Origin of the sequence: Corynebacterium sp. UMB6689, from assembly GCF_030215295.1 — a bacterium.
GTDB classification, from domain to species: domain Bacteria; phylum Actinomycetota; class Actinomycetes; order Mycobacteriales; family Mycobacteriaceae; genus Corynebacterium; species Corynebacterium aurimucosum.
Genome location: NZ_JASOLS010000001.1, coordinates 44,078 through 64,768 on the forward strand (window position 1 = coordinate 44,078; position 20,691 = coordinate 64,768).

The following is a 20,691-nucleotide window of genomic DNA, read 5'->3' on the forward strand; positions in this document are numbered from 1 at the left end:
GTCGCGGCCTATTTGTACTAGGACTGGACCAGCGTGCCGATCTGCTCGCCGTTGACAGCGCGCTTGATATTGCCTTCCGTAAGCAGGTTGAAGACCAAAATCGGCATATTGTTGTCCATGCACAGGCTAAATGCCGTGGCATCAGCCACCTTGAGGTTCTTCTCAATGACTTCGCGCGGGGTGATTTCCGAGTACAGCTCCGCGTCCGGGTTGGTGCGCGGGTCGGCGGAGTAGACGCCGTCGACAGCCTTGGCCAGGAAGAGGACCTCCGCACCGATCTCCAGGGCGCGCTGCGCGGCGGTGGTGTCGGTGGAGAAATACGGCATGCCCATACCGGCACCGAAGATAACTACGCGGCCCTTCTCCAGGTGGCGGTCGGCGCGCAGCGGCAGGTAAGGCTCCGCAATCTGCGCCATGTTGATGGAAGTCTGCACGCGGCAGTCAATGCCTTGCTGCTTGAGGAAGTCCTGCAGCGCCAGGGAGTTCATGACGGTGCCCAGCATGCCCATGTAGTCAGAGCGGGCGCGGTCCATGCCACGCTGCGAAAGCTCGGCACCGCGGAAGAAGTTACCGCCACCGATAACGACGGCGATTTCAGTCCCCTGCTTCGCCACCTCGGCGATTTGGCGGGCAACATTTTCTACAACATCAGGATCGATGCCGACCTTTCCACCGCCGAACATCTCACCGCCCAGTTTGAGCATGACTCGCTTGTATCCGGTTCGCTTCGGTTCAGGGGTAGTCACGGTCTTCATCGTCTCCTTCACGCATGGCGACGCTTCAGTTAAGCGCTTGAATGATTCTGTTCCATCTTAACCATAGGAAGGCGCTGTCATATATTCAGCTGCGTGCGGCCCCCACCCTCAGGGGCGGGGACAAAACGGCGAACTCCCTCCCCCAAGTTTCTTCCACCGAGCACGCAGCCCTGGGGAGAAAGAGGAGGAGGGAGCACTCGCAGTCACGGGCCTCTAAACCCGGACTGCACGAGTCTCAGGAAGGCTTAGGCGCCAACCTCGTAGCGGACGAAACCGGTGATGGTGGTGCCGGCCTCGTCTGCGACCTGCTTAACGGTCTTCTTGGAGTCAGACAGAGAAGCCTGCTCAAGCAGAACCACGGACTTGTAGAAGCCGTTGAGGCGGCCTTCCACGATCTTCGGCAGGGCTGCCTCTGGCTTGCCCTCCTCGCGGGTGGTGGCCTCAGCGATCTCGCGCTCCTTCTCCACGATCTCAGCCGGAACGTCCTCGCGGGTGAGGTACTCAGCGTTCATTGCTGCAATCTGCAGTGCGACTGCGTGAGCGCCCTCTGCGTTGCCCTCGTAGGACACCAGGACACCCACTGCCGGCGGCAGGTCAGCGGAACGCTGGTGCAGGTACACAGCTACGTTGTCACCCTCGATGGTGACAGCGCGACGAGCCTGCAGCTTCTCGCCGGTCTTTGCGGACTCTTCGTCAACGACCTCGGAAACCTTCTTGCCGTCGATCTCCAGGTTGTTGAGCTCCTCACCGGAGTTGACCTTGGCCTCACCGGCAGCCTCAGCGATCTTGGTAGCGAAGGACTTGAAAGCCTCGTTCTTGGCCACGAAGTCGGTCTCGCAGTTGATTTCCACCATCGTGTTGCCGGACACGGCGATCAGGCCCTCGGTAGCCTCACGCTCAGCGCGCTTGGACACGTTCTTTGCGCCCTTGATGCGCAGGTACTCAACGGCCTTGTCGTAGTCACCCTGGGACTCGTCGAGAGCCTTCTTGCAATCGAGCATGCCGGCGCCGGTGGCCTCACGCAATGCCTTTACGTCTGCAGCAGTGTAGTTCGCCATAGTTGGAGCGATCCTCCTTGGAATTAAACGGTATTCGTTGAAACAGCGTAGCCGAATCACTACCACCACGTCGCGTTGAGGGGGTGGTAGTTTTTCGCCCACTCCCCCAGCGGAGGGAAACCTCTGCGTGGTGTTTCAACCCTCTAGTGTGTCACGTGCCTTAACGAGCTAAGAAAAACACGTGAGAAAAAGCCCCCATCGCCGCGGACACTGTGGGCCGTGCGGTACGGGGGCTTAAGGTATGCAGATTACTCTGCGGACTTCTCGGCGTCCTCAGACTTCTCTGCGGAAGCCGGGTCAGACGCAGCGGCAGCCTCAGCAGCGTCGCGGGCGTCCTTCTCAGCGGTGTCGCCGGCAGCTTCCTTGGCCTGAGCAAGCTGGCGCTCCTCGCGGGCCTTCTTGCCCTCGTCCACAGCGGTGGCGATGATGCCGGAGAGCAGCTTGGTGGCGCGGATAGCGTCGTCGTTGCCCGGAATCGGGAAGTCAACCTCATCCGGATCACAGTTGGTGTCCAGGATGGCAACGACCGGGATGTTAAGCTTCTGAGCTTCCTTGACCGCGATGTGCTCCTTGTTGGTGTCAACAATCCACAGTGCGGACGGAGCCTTGGTCATATCGGAGATACCGCCCAGGACGCGCTCCAGCTTGGTGCGCTCACGGGTCAGCATCAGAACTTCCTTCTTGGTGCGGCCCTTGTAGCCGTCCTCAGCTGCATCCATAGCCTGCAGCTCCTTCATGCGCTTCAGGCGCTTGGAGACAGTCTGGAAGTTGGTGAGCATACCGCCGAGCCAGCGGTGGTTCACGTACGGCATACCAACGCGGGAAGCCTCTTCAGCAACGGCTTCCTGAGCCTGCTTCTTAGTACCAACGAAGAGAATGGTGCCGCCGTGTGCGACGGTTTCCTTGACGAACTCGAAGGCCTCATCGATGTAGGTCAGCGTCTGCTGCAGGTCGATGATGTAGATGCCGTTACGGTCGGTGAAGATGAAGCGCTTCATCTTCGGGTTCCAGCGACGGGTCTGGTGACCGAAGTGGACGCCAGCGTCGAGGAGCTCGCGCATGGTTACGACTGCCATGTTTCGCTCGCTTTCTATATATTGTTTCGGTTTTGCAAGATTGTGCGGTGTTTTATTCCGCACCCTAGCAACGAAGGCCCTGGCTAACACCCCATTATCCTGGGGACCACGTCAACCACGGACTGTCCCTTCCTTAACCCAGGAAGCGACTACTTCGCCGCGCGTAGTCAATCCATGCGGAACCCTTCCGGGCATTAAACACAGACTGCTGTGGGCTAGCTTAGTACTGCACACGCGCTGATTCCAAACGGCGCGACTGTTTAATCGCCGCCGATTTGTTGACAGCCACACGAGACTTTCCCCTGGCGCACCATGGGTTACTTCTTTAACGCGTTATCCACAGGTCGACCGCACGCTCTTCCCTCGGGCCGCGCTCACGCGCAGGCTTGAGGTCATGCGTCACCGTCTACTTTGTTTATCTGCCCTGCTATGCCTCTGGGCTGCGCTTGGCGACGTCCCCCTTGCCGCCGCCTTCGTCGACCCCACCACTGGGGAACCGGTTGCTTCGCGTGTCTTGCGCGGCTTCGAACCTCCTGAGAAGCGGTGGATGGCCGGGCATCGCGGTGTGGATCTGGACCTACCCGTCGGCGGTAAGGTGCGTGCCGCTGGCGACGGCGTTGTGTATTTCGCCGGCGCCATAGCGGGCAAACCGGCCCTTTCGATTGCTCATGGCAACGGTCTGCGCACCACCTATCAACCGGTGTTTGCGCGGGTTAAGAAAGGTGACCAGGTGCAGGAAGGAGACATCATCGGAACGCTCGCGCCGTCCGTGGATGGCTATCCGGGGCTGCACTGGGGAGCGATTGAGGGCCGCGAGGACTACATCGACCCACTGGATCTCCTCGGCGAACCTGTCATTCGCCTCAAGCCCGCGGGTGGGAGCGAGCGTAGACGTCCTTAAGGCGCTGGGCGGAGACGTGAGTGTAGACCTGCGTGGTCTGCAGCGACGAGTGACCAAGCAGCTCTTGCACGATGCGCAGATCCGCTCCACCCTCGAGCAAATGCGTAGCCGCCGAGTGGCGCAAACCGTGCGGGGTTAACCCCGGTGTCCCCGTCACTTGGGCGGCGCGTTCGACGACGCGGCGGACCTGACGCGCGTCGATGCGCCCGCCGCGCGTGCCCACAAACACCGCTTCCGTATCGCCAGCAAGCTCGGGGCGCCCTGTCTTCAGCCAAGCGCAGAGCGCATCATGAGCTGCATCCCCGAAAGGGACAACGCGCTGTTTATTGCCCTTACCGGTCACGCGGGCAGTGCGGCGGGACAGGTCGATATCGCCGACGTCGAGGCCGACGAGCTCAGCCACACGCACACCGGTGGCGTAGAGAAATTCAAGCATGGCGCTATCGCGTAAGAAGTGGACCTCATCGGTGGAGACGGCATTGCCCATCAACTCCCCCGCTGCGGTGGGTGACATCACGGTGGGCAGGTGCTTGCCCACCTTGGGCGTGGCGAGGCGCTGCGCCACATCCGATTGTAAATAGCCTTCGCGCGCGGCCCACGTGGAAAAAGCGCGCACCGCGGCGGTGCGGCGCGCCAGGGTGGAGCGGGACTTGCCTTCAGCAACGGCGTGGGCCAACCATTCGCGCAGTGAGTTCAGAGTAAATGCTGCGAATTCCGGGACGTCCGTTGCCAACAGGCGCAAGTCAGAGCAATAGCCGCGGACGGTCGCTTCGGAGCGGCCGCGAACGATGCGCTGGTATTCTGCGAAATCCTCGATCGCTTCCTCCAGCTGTCCCCCCACGTGCCGCTCGCTACTGCCACTTTCACCACTCATGTCCCACGAGTGTACTCAGGTGCGCTGCCACATCGCGCCCGAGCGGGTGATCACCCCCATCTTTTGCATGGCCACGAGCAAGTGAATAGTCAGCGCTACCCGCATTCCTGCGGCCGCCGCAATATCTTCTGCGCTCGCGCCTTCCTCCGCGCTTTCCGGCGGAGTGGAGTCATATACCCGAAGCTCATTGCGGGACAGACGCTGCACCGCAGTCGGCTGAAACTCCAGTTCATATTGGCCGGCCACGTCCACCTCGCCCGCCTTGCCAACCAAACCCCGTACTTCATCCGCAGAGGCCACCAACTGCGCCCGCCCATCCTGGATACGTTGATGGCAACCCAAGGACCCAGATGTGGTGATGGGTCCTGGCACTGCCATGGCAACCCTGCCCAGTGCTTCCGCCCAGTTCAACGTGTTGAGCGCACCAGAGCGGAATCCGGCTTCGACCACCACGGTACCGCTCGTCATCCCCGCCACAAGACGGTTGCGGGATAGAAAGCGAAAACGCTGCGGCCGCGTGCCTGGCGCGAACTCTGACACGATGCATCCCTTCTCAGCGATTCTGTCAAAGAGCCTTGCATTGCGCGCTGGGTAAGAAATGTCGATGCCGCAGGCCGCTACTGCTACCGTTAGGCCTCCTGCATCCAGCGCGGCTTCGTGGACTGCTGTATCGACGCCCACCGCCCCGCCGGAAACCACAGTCCATTGGTGGGAGGCAAGGCCGCTAGCCAGAAGTGAGCCGGCTTCCCAGCCATATCGGCTCACCGCACGCGTCCCCACCAGCGCCACCGATTGGGATACCGTTTCACGCAGGTTGCCTCCACGGACCCACAGGCTGTGAGGAGGAAACGCTTGGTCATCAAATGTTGCTGGGGCTTCCACCATTCCTTGGTGGTAGAAGCCAAAGGCTCGCGATAACTCTTCTCCCGGCCACTCCGCATCCGCGGGTGTGATCAGTCGAGCCCCCACCGCTTCCGCGGCGGCGAGGTCTTCTTCTTGCCGCAGCCAATCGCGCCGCGAAGCCGTCGCCTGCCGCAAGGGGCCGATCCATTCCTCGCCCTTGTAGATTCCCCGGGCGATCTCCTCAGCCGGGTACTGACTCAGCAGCCCGTGGAGGGTTGGTGAGGGACCCTCCACAACGCGGTTAAGGTAGGCCCACGTGTGCCAGGTACTCGATACATTGAGCTCGCTCATGCTGCCAGCCTTTCGATGGTTCCGGCGCCGCGGAGATCCAACGCCCGACTGACATGGTCCAGCTCGGGGCGTGCGGAGCCGTCGAGGTCTGCCAAGGTCCATGCCAGACGCAGTACCCGATCTACTCCGCGTTGGCTCAGCTCACCTTCCGCTAGATAGGCAGCAAGCATAATCATCGCAGACTCCGCCGCCGGGCGGTGGCGCCTCAAATAGGAAGCGGACACGGCACCATTGACCACGCTCCCCAACCCGTCAGCCTCCCAGCGCGCTTTCATCCGTTCCCGGGCGGCAGCCACGCGCTGCGCTATATCCGCTGAGCTTTCCTCCCCTTCGGCATGAAGCACTGCGGATTGCCCCGATAGCGACACGATGATGTCGAGGCGGTCCCGCAGCGGCCCTGAAAGGTTCGACAGATAATTCATTCTGTCTGCCGCACGGCACTCGCAGCGCGCTGGTTCTTCGGCACCACACCGGCAGGGGTTCGCGGCTAGTACCAGTTGGAATTGTGCGGGGAAGATGACTTCTCTGCTCGCTCGCGTCAGGCGCACCTGTCCTTCTTCTAAAGGGGCGCGCAGGCTATCGAGAACCTGCGCTGGCACCTCACTGACTTCATCGAGGAAGAGCACGCCATGGTGCGCTAGGCTCACCGCGCCTGGCCGTGGGCGCCCTGAGCCGCCACCGATCAGCGCGGCCCTTGTTACCGAAGCATGCGGTGCGATGAAGGGAGCGCGAGAAACTGCGGTACCAACGGCCCCGGCCACCGAGTGGATGGCTGTGGCTTCGACCGCCTGCTCCGTGCTCAAGCGCGGCAGAATGCCCGGCAAGCGCGAGGCAATCATCGACTTTCCAGAGCCGGGCGGTCCCACCATCATCACGTGGTGACCGCCGGCGGCAGCGACTTCCGCCGCCCACTTGGCTTCTTTCTGGCCGGCGACTTCGCTGAAGTCTGCGACCTGTTCGCGGGCAGGCGCTGCCGCGTGTGCGATGAGATGTGCATCCGGCAGACAATCGCTCCCGCACGCCCAGGCAAAAGCATCCCACAGGGTTTCGGCCACGAGGACTGTCATTCCGGGCACCAATGCCGCCTCGGTCGCATTGCCCACAGGAATGATGAGGGTGTCATAGCCTTGCGAGCGCGCGGCCAGGATCGCCGGGATGATGCCAGAAACTGGGCGCACTTGCCCGTCCAATCCCAGCTCGCCGAGAACGAGCGCCCCGCTGAGCCGACACTTCTCACTCTGCCCGGCCGCTAAGATTGCCAAGGCCATCGGGAGGTCAAAGTGCGCCCCGGCTTTAGGAAGCGACGCCGGTGACATGGACACCACAACCTTCGTCTTAGGCCATGGCAAATGCGAATTGCTCACCGCGGTGCGGATGCGGTCTCGCGACTCGGAGATCGCTGCATCCCCCAGGCCCACAACGTGAACTCCGGGAAGTCCGGGGCCAACGTTGGCCTCCACTGTGACCACCCGGGCCAGGACTCCATCTAGCGCTATCGTGTCGCATCTACCGAGAGCCATGATCAACTCCCTGGAAATATTCCACTTCGAAGGCTTCCCCAGAGTGTGCCCCGGTGGCCACGAGTCCAAGCACATCAAAACGAACCTTGCTTAATGTCTGGTTTTCGCTCCGCACAGTACTCAGCCACTGCGCGGCTGCTTTGCGCAGGCGCTTTAGCTTGCGTGGGGTTACCGCCTCTGCGACTCCAAAGTTGCGGGTAGCCCGAGTCTTAACTTCGCAAAAGACAATGGTCCCATCGCTCTCGCGCACAACGAGATCGAGCTCGCCCACGCGGTAGTGAACGTTTGCGGCGATAACCTGCGCCCCGCGTGCGCGGTAAAAGTCAGCAGCGAATTTCTCCCCTGCTTTTCCTAGTGCATCCGCGGGGCGAATGGTCTGCCCCACGGTCGGTGAATGCAGAGAGGCTGCTAGATTTCTTGTCACTATGGTGCTCCTTGGAATTGAACGTGTACACAACACGCCGTAAGCACGACACAAGAAAATCCCCGTGCCGCACACCCCTTACGGCACTTCCAGAACACCCCACACAACAGTCCGGTGGCGAGGGCTTCTTCCCTCGCCACCGCAAATCTGTGGATAACTAGTCCGGGGTCACCTCGATAGCGTTTCCCCGCACTCCTTTACCTAGAGCTCTATTCAGGGAGAACAAAGTCCGGCTTGTCCAGCTCCTCAATATTGACGTCCTTGTAAGTGATCACACGGACATAGCGCACAAAGCGCGCCGAGCGGTACATGTCCCACACCCAGGCATCCGACATGCGGACCTCGTAGTAGACATCCGGGCCGGAGGTATGCGGGATAAGCTCCACCGCATTGGCCAGGTAAAACCTGCGTTCGGTTTCGACCACATAGGAGAATTGGCTGACCACATCGCGATATTCGCGGTACAGCGACAGCTCGACTTCAGCCTCGTAGTTATCGAGTTCCTCAGCGCTCACGGTGTGCTTCTCCTTCGCTCACAATTACCCGGGGTCACGGTGTCACAGATTGAGCACAAGCTTAGTTCGCACTTGCTGCCTAAGCCTTCAGGCGCGCGCGAGGAATCGTGCATGAGCTTCAGCAACATTGCGATAGCTCATACGGTGCTCAGGCGTCGCCCCCAGCTGGGCGATGGCCTCCTGATGCACAGCTGTGCCATAGCCCTTATGGGTTTCCAGAGCATAGCCTGGGTAGTGCTTCGCCACATCCACCATGAGACGGTCCCGGGAAACTTTGGCCAAAACACTAGCCGCAGCGATGCAACGTGCGGCGGTATCGCCGGCGATGATCGGCAGCTGCGGGGTGGGCAGGCCGGGGACGAAGAGGGCGTCGCTCAGCACATAGCCCGGGCGGATCCCCAGCTGCGCCACCGCACGGCGCATTCCTGACAGGTTGGCATGCTGAATGCCAAAGGCATCGATATCCTTCGCGCCTATGTGCACCACTGACCAGGCCAGCGCACGGCGTTTGATCACCGGCTCCAACTTTTCCCGGGCCGCCGGCGTGAGCTTCTTCGAATCATCAAGCCGCTCCAAGCCGGGCAGGATGCGATCCGGCAAAATACACGCGGCGATGGTTATTGGCCCGCAGCAAGCTCCGCGCCCAGCTTCATCCACCCCGGCAACAGGCCCCAACCCTGCTTTGGAGAGCGCGACCTCATAGGTTCTCTTCTGTTTTAGACGGCGCATAGCGGTTAGAGGGGCATGTCCTCGATAGTGTGCGCACGGCTAATCGGAACCACCACGGCAGCGACCTTCCCGCGCACGTTCTCCACTGGAACGGTGCCCTGGAGCTTATCGCCTAGGTGCGCGCGCGAATCCAAAGAGTTTGTGCGGTTGTCCCCCATCACCCACAGGTGCCCCTCGGGAACGGTGACGGGCCCAAAGTACGCGCCGCCACAGGCCTGCGATCCCACCCGCTCATCGACGGGTATCTCCGGCGGATCGAGGACAAAGTCCTGGTTGGTGGGTTGGCCGTCCACCATGACGGCCGGATCGCCCTCCTGGCACGACACGGTCTGACCCCCGGTGGCAATGACCCGTTTGACCAGAATGTTATCGCCGTTGGGAGCCAGCCCCACAACAGCCGCCATATTTTGGATGCCGCGGAGAAACACATTGTGGGAACGCTTGACCTCAAAAGACGTGTTCCACGATTCCGGACCGGCAAAGACCACAACCTCTCCCGGGCGCGGATCGCTGAAGTAATAGCTCACCTTCTGCACCGCAATGCGGTCATTCGTACACCCCGGGCAGCCATGCAGGGTGGGCTCCATGGAAGAAGACGGGATGAGATACAGCCTTCCCACGAAGGCCTGAATCAACGCCAGCGCCACGAAGGTGACAGCCAGCGCCGAAAGAACATCGCGAACTCTAGGACTGGATGTCCGGGTCATCGACTCCACCAATACGGTTGAAGGGGAAGAAGATGAACATGACCTTGCCGCGAACATTCTCCAGGGGGATTGTTCCTTGGTACTCATCCTGCATGTGATAGCGCGAGTCCGCGGAGGCCGTGCGATTATCTCCCATCACCCAGATATTGCCCTCCGGCACGGTCACGGGGCCAAAGTACGCGCCGCCGCAGGCATAGGAACCGGTGGTTTCATCAACGCGATAGGTCGGTGGATCCTGCACATAATCCTGTTCAATGGGCTTGCCGTCCACCATGACTGCCGGATCCCCTTCTTGGCAGGACACCGTCTGGCCACCGGTGGCAACAACGCGCTTGACCAGAGTGTTCTCATCGGGCGGGGTGAGCGACACATAGCTCAGGGCATCCTGAATGCGGTGGATCACTGGGTTATCGGAACGCGGGGACACCCAGTTGCTATCCCAGTCCGGGGTGCCCTTGAATACCACGACATCACCGGGTTCCGGGCTCTTATCGCCGTAGTAGGAAACCTTTTCGGTAAAGATCCGGTCGTTATTGCAGCCTTCGCAACCATGCAATGTCGGCTCCATGGAGCCGGAGGGGATCACGTACTGCCGGCCTACAAAGTTCTGGAAAATGCCGACGACTGCGAGCACGGAGACCACTACGAGGGCAGTCTCCAGCAACCAGGGCATCTGCTTCTTTTCTTCAGCTGGGGGCGCCGCGCTTTCCGACGCCTCTCTCCCAACCCCCTGGGAACTTTCAGTAATGTCGTTTTCTTTTTCCACGGGCTAAATCCTAGCAATGTGTCTTGCCCTCACGGGCCTTGTGGCCCCGCGCGGCGCACGCTAAAAGGAGAAGGCAAAAGGAAAGCCCTTCGCCTTTCCTCGCGGTGAGGATAAAGGCGAAGGGCTGTGATGCGCTGTAAATTAGCGGCGCTCCTTGATGCGGGCCTTCTTGCCGCGCAGGTCGCGCAGGTAGTACAGCTTGGCGCGGCGGACACGGCCGCGGCGGACTACCTCGATGGAGGCAATGTTCGGGGAGTGAACCGGGAAGGTACGCTCAACGCCGATACCGAAGGAGACCTTACGCACGGTGAAGGTTTCGCGGATGCCGTCGCCCTGACGACGGATGCAGACACCCTTGAAGAGCTGGGTACGCTCGGTGGTGCCCTCGATGACCTTGACGTTGACGTCAAGGGTATCGCCCGGGCGGAAGGACGGGATATCGTCGCGCAGCGAAGCTGCATCAACCTTGTCAATGAGGTTTGCCATTGGTGTTTTCCTTTTCAGTTTAAGACAGAGGACCCTAGCGCCGCCTCGCGGCAGCTGACCGGTTCGTGCCTATTACACAGAACATCGTTATCTTTCCACACCCCACCCCGGAAGAACAAATTCCGTCAAACGCCTGACATCTCCTCATTGCTGGCTCTAAGGTGGGTGGCGCACTGATACCCCACGGGTGCCCACGGGAAGTGGGCTGAGAGTGGCGCTGATACCGCGCCTGCACCGTTCGAACCTGTCTGGTTAGCACCAGCGAAGGAAGAGAGGAGCAGCCATGACGGCTACCCATAACCCCATCCAGTCCACCAACTCCGGCGAGATCCACCCCAAGCACTCCTACTCCCCCATCCGGGAGAATGGCCTGGAGGTACCGGAGACCGAGATCCAGCTGGATGATTCCCCTACCGGCCCCAATGAGCCCTTCCGTATCTACCGCACACGTGGCCCGGAGTGTGAGCCCGAAGTCGGTCTGCCGGCACTGCGCGCCGAATGGATTGCGGAGCGCGGGGACGTTGAGGAATATGAGGGCCGCGCACGCAACCTCGCTGACGATGGCCGCTCGGCCGAGCGCCGCGGTGCGGCTTCCCAGGAGTGGAAGGGGGAGCGTCGCCAACCGCTGCGTTCTAAGGAAGGCAAGCGCGTTACCCAGATGCACTATGCACGCCAGGGCATCATCACCAAGGAGATGGAGTTCGTGGCCCTACGCGAGCACTGCGACCCAGAGTTCGTGCGCTCCGAAATCGCCCGTGGCCGCGCCATCCTGCCTAATAACGTCAACCACCCCGAGTCGGAGCCGATGATCATCGGTCGGAAGTTCCTCACCAAAATCAACGCCAATATTGGCAACTCCGCGGTGACCTCCTCCATCGCCGAGGAGGTATCCAAGCTACGCTGGGCCACCCGCTGGGGCGCGGATACCGTCATGGACCTCTCCACCGGTGACGACATCCACACCACCCGCGAGTGGATCCTGCGCAACTCTCCGGTTCCTATCGGCACCGTGCCCATCTACCAGGCGCTGGAGAAGGTCAATGGTGTCGCGGAAGACCTGACATGGGAGATTTTCCGCGATACCGTCATCGAACAGTGCGAGCAGGGCGTGGACTACATGACCGTGCACGCCGGCGTGCTTTTGCCCTACGTGCCGCTGACCACGAACCGCGTCACCGGCATTGTTTCCCGCGGCGGCTCCATCATGGCAGGCTGGTGCCTGGCGCACCACAAGGAGTCCTTCCTCTACGAGAACTTCGACGAACTCTGTGAGATTTTCGCGCGCTACGACGTCGCTTTCTCCCTCGGCGATGGTCTGCGCCCCGGCTCCTTGGCGGATGCTAACGACACCGCCCAATTCGCTGAACTCAAAACCATCGGTGAGCTCACCCGGCGCGCCTGGGAGTATGACGTCCAGGTCATGGTGGAAGGCCCAGGACACGTCCCGCTCAACATGATTCAGGAAAACAACGAGCTCGAGCAGGACTGGGCCTCGGATGCTCCCTTCTACACGCTGGGCCCGCTGGTTACGGATATCGCACCGGGCTATGACCACATCACCTCCGCCATTGGTGCGGCACACATCGCCATGGGTGGTACGGCCATGCTGTGCTACGTCACGCCGAAGGAACACTTGGGGCTTCCCAACCGCGATGATGTGAAGACCGGCGTGATTACCTACAAGCTTGCGGCCCATGCAGCCGACGTGGCCAAGGGCCACCCAGGTGCGCGCGCTTGGGATGATGCGATGAGTAAGGCCCGCTTCGAATTCCGCTGGCACGACCAGTTCGCGCTCTCCCTCGACCCAGACACCGCGCAGGCCTACCACGATGAGACCCTGCCTGCGGAGCCGGCGAAGACCGCCCACTTCTGTTCCATGTGCGGCCCGAAGTTCTGCTCTATGCGCATCAGCCAGGACATCCGGGATACCTTCTCCGACTCCCTTGGTATGCCAAGTTTTCCGGGTAAGGACGCCGTTGATCCAGAGGTCGTGGCAGCTGCCCGTGCCGGTGAGAAACAGATGTCGGAAGAGTTCAAGGCCCAAGGTTCGCAGCTCTATCAGGAGGAAGAAACCGCGCATGCCTGATCTTCGCTGCTACTTCGTCACGGGCGCGGGCACGCCTGCGGAGATCGTGCGCATCGCTGCGGCAGCAGCGCGAGGCGGTGCCGGGGTCGTGCAGGTGCGCTCCAAGCCAATTTCTGCCCGCGACCTTTTCTATTTAGGCCGCGACGTGGCCCGCGCGGTGGCGAAGGCTAACCCAGAAACACGCGTGCTTATCGACGACCGCGTAGACGTCGCCGCCGCCCTACGCCACGCCGGCGAGCCGGTGCATGGCGTGCATGTCGGCCAAGATGATCTACCCGTCGCCGCTGCCCGCGCGTTGTTGGGTCCGGACGCGATTATCGGTCTGACCACCGGCACCCGCGAATTGGTCGAGGCCGCCAATGACGTCGCAGATGTCATTGACTACATCGGTTGCGGCCCGTTCCGCGCGACTCCGACGAAGGACTCCGGCCGCACGCCTTTAGGACTTCACGCCTACCCGGAATTGGTGAAGCTCTCCCGCGTGCCACTCGTAGCCATCGGGGATGTCACCGCTGAGGATGCAGCCGATCTTGCGGCAACTGGTGTGGCCGGACTAGCCGTCGTGCGCGGCATCATGAATGCCGAGGACCCAGAAGCTTATTGCCGCGCGCTGCTGTCCGGTTTTGACGAAGGTGCGCGATGAGTACTAGCTCTGATTCTTCAGTCATCGTCGTCGGCGCGGGCGTCATCGGTCTGGCCACCGCCGTGGAGTTGGCCGCGCGGGGCTTTAAGGTCACTGTCTTGGACCCGGCACCGGCCTCTGGGGCTTCGCACTATGCCGGGGGCATGCTCGCCCCCGCCGCGGAGGTGGTCTACCAACAGGATCCACTCTTCCCGCTGATGCGTGCCTCCGGCGCGTGGTACCCGAAGCTTATCGATCTCGTGGCTCAGCACACCGAGGTCCCAACTGGCTACCGCGCCGAAGGTACCCTCGTCGTCGCCGCTGACCGTGCGGATGCTCAGCACCTCACCGAGCTGGCTGACTATCAATCCCTCCACGGCATGGAGGTCGAGCGCATCACCGTGCGCGAAGCCCGGCGCGCCGAACCTTTGCTCTCGCCACGTCTGGCTGCTGCGGTGAGTATTCCGGGTGACACGCAGGTTTTCCCCCGCCAGTGGACAGCTGCACTGCTCAGCGCAGCCCAAGCACTCGGTGTGCGTTTCTTCCGTACGGCAGCACAGTCGATCAATGCTGACACGGGCATGGTCACCACGGCCGTCGGCGAGTTCGAAGCTGAACAGGTGGTACTCGCTGCAGGCCTGGGAGCACGCGACATCGAGTGGGCTGCATCAGCCGGGCTCGAAGAATCTCCGCTACACCTGCGCCCGGTATACGGCGATATCCTGCGCCTGCGCGTACCGGACGAGCTCCAGCCTCTGCTCACCCGCGTGGTGCGCGGCTTCGTGGAGGACCGCCCCATCTACCTCATCCCCCGCGGCGACGGCACCTTGGCGGTTGGCGCTACAACCCGCGAGGACACTCTTGCTACGGCCCAGGCCGGCGGTGTCTACGCGCTGCTTCGCGACGCCATCCGTGTGCTGCCCGCCGTCGAAGAGTGCGAATTCCTCGAGGCCAGCGCGGGTGCCCGCCCCGGAACCCCGGATGACCTGCCGTACCTCGGCCGCGTCAGCGACAAGCTCGTCATCTCCACCGGCTATTTCCGCCACGGCATTCTGCTCACGGCCCTGGCCGCGCGCTGTACACGCGAGCTCATCGAAGGCACCGAATCCAGCATCGATCTCACCGCTTGTGATCCTCTACGTCACCTCAAGGAGCAGCCATGATCCTCATCCTTAACGGCCAGCCCACTGACACCTCAGCGACGACCATCACCGAATTGTTGGACGAGCAGAACATCGCAGCCGACGGCACCGCCGTGGCCGTGTCCGAACAAGTCGTTCCTCGCTCGCAGTGGGAGTCCACCTCACTCACCGAAGGCGCGGCCGTGGAAATCCTCACCGCAGTCCAAGGAGGTTAAATGCTCACCATCGCCGAGACCACCTTTTCTTCCCACCTCATCATGGGCACCGGTGGGGCCACGAGCCACGACGCCCTTGAGCGCGCGCTCGTCGCCTCCGGAACCGAGCTGACTACCGTGGCCATGCGCCGCCACGCTGGTACCCGTGATGGTGAGAGTGTCTTCGATCTGCTGCGCCGGTTGGACATCGCCCCACTCCCCAACACCGCCGGGTGTCGCACCGCGCGCGAGGCCGTGCTCACCGCCCGCATGGCCCGCGAGGCACTGGGGACCTCCTGGGTCAAGGTCGAGGTCATCGCCGACGAACATACGCTGCTGCCCGATGTCGTGGAAACCCTCGACGCCACCGAGCTGCTGAGCGCCGAAGGGTTCACCGTCCTGGCCTACACCAGCGACGATCCCGTAGCCGCCCAGCGCCTCGAAGACGCCGGAGCGGCAGCCGTCATGCCTCTCGGAGCCCCCATCGGCACTGGTCTGGGAATCCTCAATCCCCACAACCTCGAGCTCATCTGCTCACGTGCCTCGGTGCCCGTGCTTGTCGACGCCGGCATCGGCACCGCCTCTGATGCCACCCTCGCCATGGAGCTCGGCTGCTCCGGCGTGCTTCTCGCCAGCGCGGTCAACCGCTGCCAGGATCCCGAGGCCATGGCCACCGCCATGCACCACGCCGTCGAAGCCGGCCGCCTAGCCCGACGTGCAGGGCGCATTCCGCAGCGCGAACACGCCCAGGCATCCTCCACCTTCGAGGGCCTAGCCTCCTGGGCCGACCACGTTCTCTAGACCTGTGACATTGATCGCCGCCGCACAAGGGACCTATGCTCAGCAAAGATGAACTCGCCCGCACCGCGCGCCAACGCCTTCTCCCCGGCTTCGGTGACGCGGCCCAAGAGCGTCTCAATGCCGCGCACGTGCTCGTCGTGGGCGCCGGTGGACTGGGCTGCCCGGCCCTCCAGCAGCTGGCGGCGGCTGGCATCGGGCGAATCACAATTATTGATTCCGATACCGTCGATATCAGCAACCTGCACAGGCAGGTGCTGTTTGGTGTAGGGGACGTCGGCAAGCCCAAGGCCGAGGTAGCCGCCGCGCGCGCCCGCGAGCTTGCCCCCGAGCTCACCATCACCGCGCTTAAGGAACGCCTCGGCTCCTCCACCGTCCTCGACCTGTGTTCCGAGGCCGACCTCGTCCTCGACGGCTCCGATACCTTCGATACGAAGTATCTCGTCGCTGATGCCTGCGAGCTCACCTCTACCCCACTGACTTGGGGAACCGTGCTGCGCTACGGCGGGCAGGCCGCGCTGTGGCACTCCGGGAATGCATGTGCTGACGGGCGCGGAGTGGGCTTGCGCGATCTCTTCCCCGCCCCGCCTAGTGGCGAGGCTCTCGAGTGCTCCACAGCGGGGGTCCTGGGGGCTACGACATCGGTCATCGCGGGGCTCATGGCCACCGCGGCACTGGGCTGGTTGGGGAAGCTTCCGCACTACGAGGAGCTGCGTGGCCGCCTCACCTCCTATGAGGCGCTGCCCGGTAGCTTCCGCACACTGCGGGTGGGCGCCGATCCCGACCGCCCCCTCGTTACTGCCCTACCTGGCCGGAACACCCTGCCGCCGGAGCTTGTCACCGGCCAGGCTGCCCTCCTCGATATCTCCGAGGAGCCCAACTTTCCTTATGCCGCGGTGACACTGCCCTGGCATACCGTCACCGATGATGATTCCGTGCGCCGAGCACTATCCGCCTGCGCATCCGAACTGGTCTACGTGGCCTGCCCCTCCGGTGGGCGCAGCGCTGGCTTTGTCCTGCGCTACGCCGATCTCGCCGCGGACATGGGCATCGAGTTGCGCAACCTGCCCGGTGGGCTCGCAGCACAAGATTTCTAGGCACCAGCCACCGCCGGCGTGCGGAAGAGATGCTCGTCGAGGATGCGCGCCGTGCCGTGGTGACGAGCCCGGAAAATCACGCAGGAAGCCACCAGTGCCAGAGCGGTCACGATGAACAGCACCGCGATACCGGCCCAGAACGTCCCATCGTGGATGCCGTCGGTAGCGCGGGTAAAGGCGTTTTTCGCATAAGACATCGGGTGGAAAGGATGCAGCATGCTCAGCGGCCGCGGAATAGCCGCTACCGGCCACACGCCGCCGAAGACCATGACGCCTAGGGCAAAAGCACCGACTGCGAAGACGGCACCAATCTTGCGGCCGAAGGTTACGAGGAAGAACTGGTAGGTCGCCGCACCCACGGCCGCGATGGCGGCGATGACTAACAACATCATCGGCCAGCTGGCAGGACTCCAGCCCATCGTGGAGGACATCAAGCCCATGAAGGCCAAGACCAAGAAGTTCAGCCCCGCCACCACGCCGAAGGCCGCGAGGATGCCACGTACCGGGCTCGTAACTGCCTCGCCGCGACGGCCCAGGTAGTACGGCAGCGTCATCGCCAGGAGCAGCATCACAAGGAAGCCGAAGACCAGCACGAAGAGTAGCGAGGCGCCACCCGTGATGTTCTTCTCGGTCGGGTCAACCGGGCTGACCACCGTCTGTACGGGGTGAAGGTTGGAGGAGGTGAAGTTGATGGGCACGGCCATGTTCTGTGCGGACGTATCCGGCTGGCTAATGAAGGGGGCTTTGGCGGCACCGTCGGCAAGTTTGGTGGCCAATTCGTTCGAGCCCGCCTTGAGCTGGTCCATGCCATCCTTCAGCTCCGTACCACCGGCTGCCAGCTGGCTCGTGCCGTCCTTCAACGTGCCGGTGCCCTCATGCAAGCGGGAAGCACCATCCTGCAGCTGGGCGGCACCGTCGCCCAGCTCGCCAACACCCGCGCGCAACTGCTGCGAGCCATCGGACAAGCGGTGCGCACCGTCATTGAGGGCCATCATGCCGCCGAGGTACTCCGAGTTGGGATCGGACAGGTTGTAGTAGAGCTGACCGGTGCCGTCAGAGAGCTTTTCCAGTTGCGCCACCATGTTTCCACTGGCGGCCGGGTCCAGCTTCGAGACCAGGGAATAGAGTTGGTCGGCTTGCTGGTGCATGCCGAGGCCACGGAGGACGTCGACAAGTTGCAGCAGCGCTGGAGCTACGGCCTGCGCCTGCTTGAGCACCGGGATGAGCATGCCCGTCAGTTGGTTGACGCCGCCATCGATCTGGCCCGCGCCATCCGCTAGGCGGCCGGTTCCGGCGAGCAGTTTGGCGGAGCCGTCGGCAAGCTGCGCGGCGCCATCATCGAGCTGCGCGGCACCATCGCTGAGGCGCCCTACTCCATCATTCAGGCGGTTCGTGCCGTCCAGCAGCTGGCCCGTACCGTTGTTGAGATCGCCCGCGCCGGCGTCCAACTTGGCGATTCCCTCGACCGCGCGCCCGCCGCCTTCCTGCAATTTGCCCGCACCCTCATCGAGACGGCCGGCGCCCTCGGCCGCGGTTCCCAGACCATCGCTGAGTTTATTCAGCCCCTCAATAACCTGGTCGGCGTATTTCTTGGAAATCGCATTCTCCACGCTGGTCTGCACCTGCGGGATGAGGCTGGAAGAAATCACCGAGCCATTCGTGCCGTAGTAGTCATTAGTGGCGAAGTGAATCTCCGGCTTGACCGGTTTATCGCTGATGATGGTGACGGCCTGCTCGGAGAAGTTCTTCGGGATGGTCACGACCATGAGGTATGTGCCCTTGAGCAGCCCCTCATCCCCGTCGCCCTTGCTGACTTCGGCAAAGTTCAGGTACTGCGTCTCCATTAGGCCTTCCACAACCTGATCGCCGTAGTTAGTGTAGGTGCCCTGCTTCTCGACGCCCGCGTCCTCATTCACCACCGCCAAATCAATGTTGCGCATGTACTTAGAGGGGTCCCACATGGCCCACATCATGGTGCCCGCGATGACGATGGGTGCTACGAGAAGGAAAACGATGAGCACGCGCGACAAGGTACTCGTGGGGCGCCAATCGAGGACGCGGTGCCACCCCATCGCCTCACTGTCGTGGCCTGCTGCGCTCCCCTTAGCTGCCTTGCCAGGCGAAGAAGCATTCTTCCGGCTTTCTTCCGTCTCACGGCGCATTCCCGCCTCCTCATGGTTTTAGCTCTGGCCCGCTTATAGCCTTCTGCCCAGGACTTTCAGAGGAAGTACAACGATAAGCGGGACCACTAGTTCATTTGTTTCACCAAACATACCACCTAATATGTTGGCCCTGTAAACTTATCGCTATTCGTGTCATTGCACCCCATGCCGTTACTCCCGTGCGAGCTCCGAATCACGACCTGGTGACTGCGTTTGGCCGTGTGGGTGCTAGTTACTCCCGTGTGAGCTCCGAGTTACAAGGCACATGAACAGGGCGTTTCCCCCTCCGGTTGCGAGGCCTTAAGGCCTGTTTTAGGCTCTGTGCCCATGGGGGATATTGAGACCTACATCCGCCTTCGTAACTCGGGGATTGCGCTGGTGGAAGCAGCAACCAGCACACCCGAAAGCTTGCGCGCGCTGGGCGCCTCACGCGGCGATGCGGCAGAGCTGGCGTCACTTCATGCCATCTATTTCGGCGATACCCGCTTCACCGGCAAGCAGCGCACCGCCCGCCAAGCAGCCCGACGCCAAGGCCACGACCTGGCCACACTAAGCCTCATTGAGTCCTACGCCGCCAAACTGAAGAAGCAACTCGACGTCTGGAATGTGCGCGTAACACTTGCATCCACGCCTTCAGAACGGATTCCTTCAGTGGCGGCGGAACGTTTGAAAGAACTCAAACCGAAACGCGTGCCGTCGCCAGGGGTGCGGCTGACCTACCGCAAGAACGGCCCGTACTCGCTCACGGTTACTGATTCCGCGCTCAGCATCTCCACCATGCGCAGCACCTTGGAGTCCATTAACCCCACCGACCTCCTGGAAGCCACCCGTCAGGTCTTCTTTAAGGAGGGCGTGGGCTCGCGGCCGGCGGTGGGAACCAACGTCGTGATTACACTCGATGAGCTCGACAAAATCGTCCGGCATGACGGCGATGACATCGAACTCGAGCTCACCAACGGTGGGCGCATGAGCGGCGCGGAGTTTCTCACCTACAAGTTCGCCGAAACTGGCTACGCCACACTGGTCCACCCCACTATCGGCCCGGTGTGGCTGCACCGTCTTTCGCGCTTTGCCAGCGTCGAGCAACGCATCATGGCCAGCGCGGAGCACCCCACCTGCGCGATCGAAGACTGCAATAAACCGGCGGACTACTGCCAGGTCCACCACATCATCCCTTGGCAGGCGGGCGGAGAAACCAACCCGCCCAACCTGACCATGTTGTGCGCTTATCACAACGGTATTAACGACGATGACCCCACCAGCCCAACCGGCCGAGGCTATGTCTTTCGGCTGAGAGGACCCGTTGACTATATCCCGCCCTGGGGAACACCGATTACCGGGCAGCCGGCCTACCAAGAAGCCATAAACCGGCAGGCCACGAGCCCGACGCGCACTCCTCCAGGCCAACCACCCGATCCGCCGGACCCACACCCATCACCACCCAGCACTGTGTCGCCGCCCGGATAGTCTTCGCGGCAGCTTAGCCGCACACGTCCACACCCCGAACCGGCTCCCCACCAGCACGGAATGTCCTCTTAACACGGCGGACTCAGCCCTGCGCCACGCGGAAACCTCAGCTTTCTTG

Annotated in this window: 21 protein-coding genes and 1 riboswitch; of the genes, 8 read left to right on the top strand and 13 right to left on the bottom strand. The window is 62.2% G+C overall.

Annotation, left to right across the window (positions count from 1 at the left end):
- Positions 1-17: 17 nt before the first annotated feature.
- From pyrH to rpsB, 3 genes are all read right to left on the bottom strand, one after another.
- Positions 18-755 carry a UMP kinase gene (pyrH, locus tag QP363_RS00215; protein WP_010190380.1) on the bottom strand — a complete coding sequence of 246 codons (738 nt, stop codon included), beginning with the start codon at positions 753-755 and terminating at the stop codon, positions 18-20.
- A 245-nt stretch (positions 756-1,000) separates the two neighbouring features.
- Positions 1,001-1,813 (bottom strand): translation elongation factor Ts, encoded by an 813-nt coding sequence (gene tsf / locus QP363_RS00220; protein WP_070445567.1) that lies wholly within the window; start codon positions 1,811-1,813, stop codon positions 1,001-1,003.
- A gap of 248 nt (positions 1,814-2,061) precedes the next feature.
- Positions 2,062-2,889 carry a 30S ribosomal protein S2 gene (gene rpsB / locus QP363_RS00225; RefSeq protein WP_010190382.1) on the bottom strand — a complete coding sequence of 276 codons (828 nt, stop codon included), beginning with the start codon at positions 2,887-2,889 and terminating at the stop codon, positions 2,062-2,064.
- Between the two features lie 394 nt (positions 2,890-3,283).
- Between rpsB and QP363_RS00230 the strand changes: the two genes are divergently transcribed.
- Complete coding sequence (locus QP363_RS00230) at positions 3,284-3,790, top strand: M23 family metallopeptidase (RefSeq protein ID WP_070520053.1); 507 nt, start codon at positions 3,284-3,286, stop codon at positions 3,788-3,790.
- Here the strand turns inward: QP363_RS00230 and QP363_RS00235 are convergent.
- From QP363_RS00235 to rplS, 9 genes are all read right to left on the bottom strand, one after another.
- The gene (locus QP363_RS00235; protein ID WP_070445561.1) at positions 3,753-4,664 is read right to left on the bottom strand and encodes a tyrosine recombinase XerC; all 912 of its coding nucleotides are present in this window, start codon (positions 4,662-4,664) and stop codon (positions 3,753-3,755) included. The two genes, QP363_RS00230 and QP363_RS00235, sit on opposite strands and share 38 nt — an antisense overlap.
- Positions 4,665-4,679: 15 nt before the next feature.
- Positions 4,680-5,858 (bottom strand): DNA-processing protein DprA, encoded by a 1,179-nt coding sequence (gene dprA, locus QP363_RS00240; RefSeq protein ID WP_284761917.1) that lies wholly within the window; start codon positions 5,856-5,858, stop codon positions 4,680-4,682.
- Entirely contained in the window at positions 5,855-7,378 is a 1,524-nt protein-coding gene (locus QP363_RS00245) for a YifB family Mg chelatase-like AAA ATPase (protein WP_284761918.1), read from the bottom strand. The genes dprA and QP363_RS00245 overlap by 4 nt, the downstream gene beginning before the upstream one ends.
- Entirely contained in the window at positions 7,365-7,802 is a 438-nt protein-coding gene (locus tag QP363_RS00250) for a YraN family protein (protein ID WP_284761919.1), read from the bottom strand. Before QP363_RS00250 ends, QP363_RS00245 begins: the two co-directional genes overlap by 14 nt.
- 209 nt (positions 7,803-8,011) lie before the next feature.
- Positions 8,012-8,317, bottom strand: a complete 306-nt coding sequence (locus tag QP363_RS00255) for a DUF2469 domain-containing protein (protein WP_005528899.1) — start codon at positions 8,315-8,317, stop codon at positions 8,012-8,014.
- 87 nt (positions 8,318-8,404) lie between these two features.
- On the bottom strand, positions 8,405-9,046 hold the full coding sequence (locus QP363_RS00260) for a ribonuclease HII (protein WP_070643822.1): 642 nt from the start codon (positions 9,044-9,046) through the stop codon (positions 8,405-8,407).
- A gap of 5 nt (positions 9,047-9,051) precedes the next feature.
- The gene (gene lepB / locus QP363_RS00265; protein ID WP_070520044.1) at positions 9,052-9,753 is read right to left on the bottom strand and encodes a signal peptidase I; all 702 of its coding nucleotides are present in this window, start codon (positions 9,751-9,753) and stop codon (positions 9,052-9,054) included.
- Entirely contained in the window at positions 9,731-10,426 is a 696-nt protein-coding gene (gene lepB / locus QP363_RS00270; RefSeq protein WP_236659254.1) for a signal peptidase I, read from the bottom strand. Before lepB (QP363_RS00270) ends, lepB (QP363_RS00265) begins: the two co-directional genes overlap by 23 nt.
- A gap of 234 nt (positions 10,427-10,660) precedes the next feature.
- A complete protein-coding gene (rplS, locus tag QP363_RS00275) occupies positions 10,661-11,005 on the bottom strand; it encodes a 50S ribosomal protein L19 (RefSeq protein ID WP_010190405.1) in 345 nt (114 codons plus the stop codon).
- Positions 11,006-11,178: 173 nt separating this feature from the next.
- Positions 11,179-11,293, top strand: a riboswitch (TPP riboswitch).
- On the opposite strand from rplS, the gene thiC reads away from it, so the two are divergent.
- The 6 genes from thiC (at position 11,289) to QP363_RS00305 (ending at position 16,944) form a co-directional block, all read left to right on the top strand.
- Positions 11,289-13,091: a phosphomethylpyrimidine synthase ThiC gene (thiC, locus tag QP363_RS00280; RefSeq protein ID WP_070445541.1), complete on the top strand. Its 1,803-nt coding sequence runs from the start codon at positions 11,289-11,291 to the stop codon at positions 13,089-13,091. Its footprint overlaps the riboswitch before it by 5 nt.
- Positions 13,084-13,734, top strand: coding sequence for a thiamine phosphate synthase (locus QP363_RS00285; RefSeq protein WP_070445538.1), 651 nt, complete (start codon positions 13,084-13,086; stop codon positions 13,732-13,734). Before thiC ends, QP363_RS00285 begins: the two co-directional genes overlap by 8 nt.
- Complete coding sequence (gene thiO, locus QP363_RS00290) at positions 13,731-14,876, top strand: glycine oxidase ThiO (protein WP_070643820.1); 1,146 nt, start codon at positions 13,731-13,733, stop codon at positions 14,874-14,876. The genes QP363_RS00285 and thiO overlap by 4 nt, the downstream gene beginning before the upstream one ends.
- Entirely contained in the window at positions 14,873-15,070 is a 198-nt protein-coding gene (thiS, locus tag QP363_RS00295) for a sulfur carrier protein ThiS (RefSeq protein WP_070711422.1), read from the top strand. Before thiO ends, thiS begins: the two co-directional genes overlap by 4 nt.
- Positions 15,071-15,850, top strand: coding sequence for a thiazole synthase (locus QP363_RS00300; RefSeq protein WP_284761920.1), 780 nt, complete (start codon positions 15,071-15,073; stop codon positions 15,848-15,850).
- A gap of 35 nt (positions 15,851-15,885) precedes the next feature.
- Complete coding sequence (locus QP363_RS00305) at positions 15,886-16,944, top strand: ThiF family adenylyltransferase (protein WP_284761921.1); 1,059 nt, start codon at positions 15,886-15,888, stop codon at positions 16,942-16,944.
- Here the strand turns inward: QP363_RS00305 and QP363_RS00310 are convergent.
- Positions 16,941-19,106, bottom strand: a complete 2,166-nt coding sequence (locus QP363_RS00310; protein WP_284761922.1) for a YhgE/Pip domain-containing protein — start codon at positions 19,104-19,106, stop codon at positions 16,941-16,943. The two genes, QP363_RS00305 and QP363_RS00310, sit on opposite strands and share 4 nt — an antisense overlap.
- 327 nt (positions 19,107-19,433) lie before the next feature.
- Between QP363_RS00310 and QP363_RS00315 the strand changes: the two genes are divergently transcribed.
- On the top strand, positions 19,434-20,573 hold the full coding sequence (locus tag QP363_RS00315; protein ID WP_284761923.1) for an HNH endonuclease signature motif containing protein: 1,140 nt from the start codon (positions 19,434-19,436) through the stop codon (positions 20,571-20,573).
- Positions 20,574-20,691: the final 118 nt, after the last annotated feature.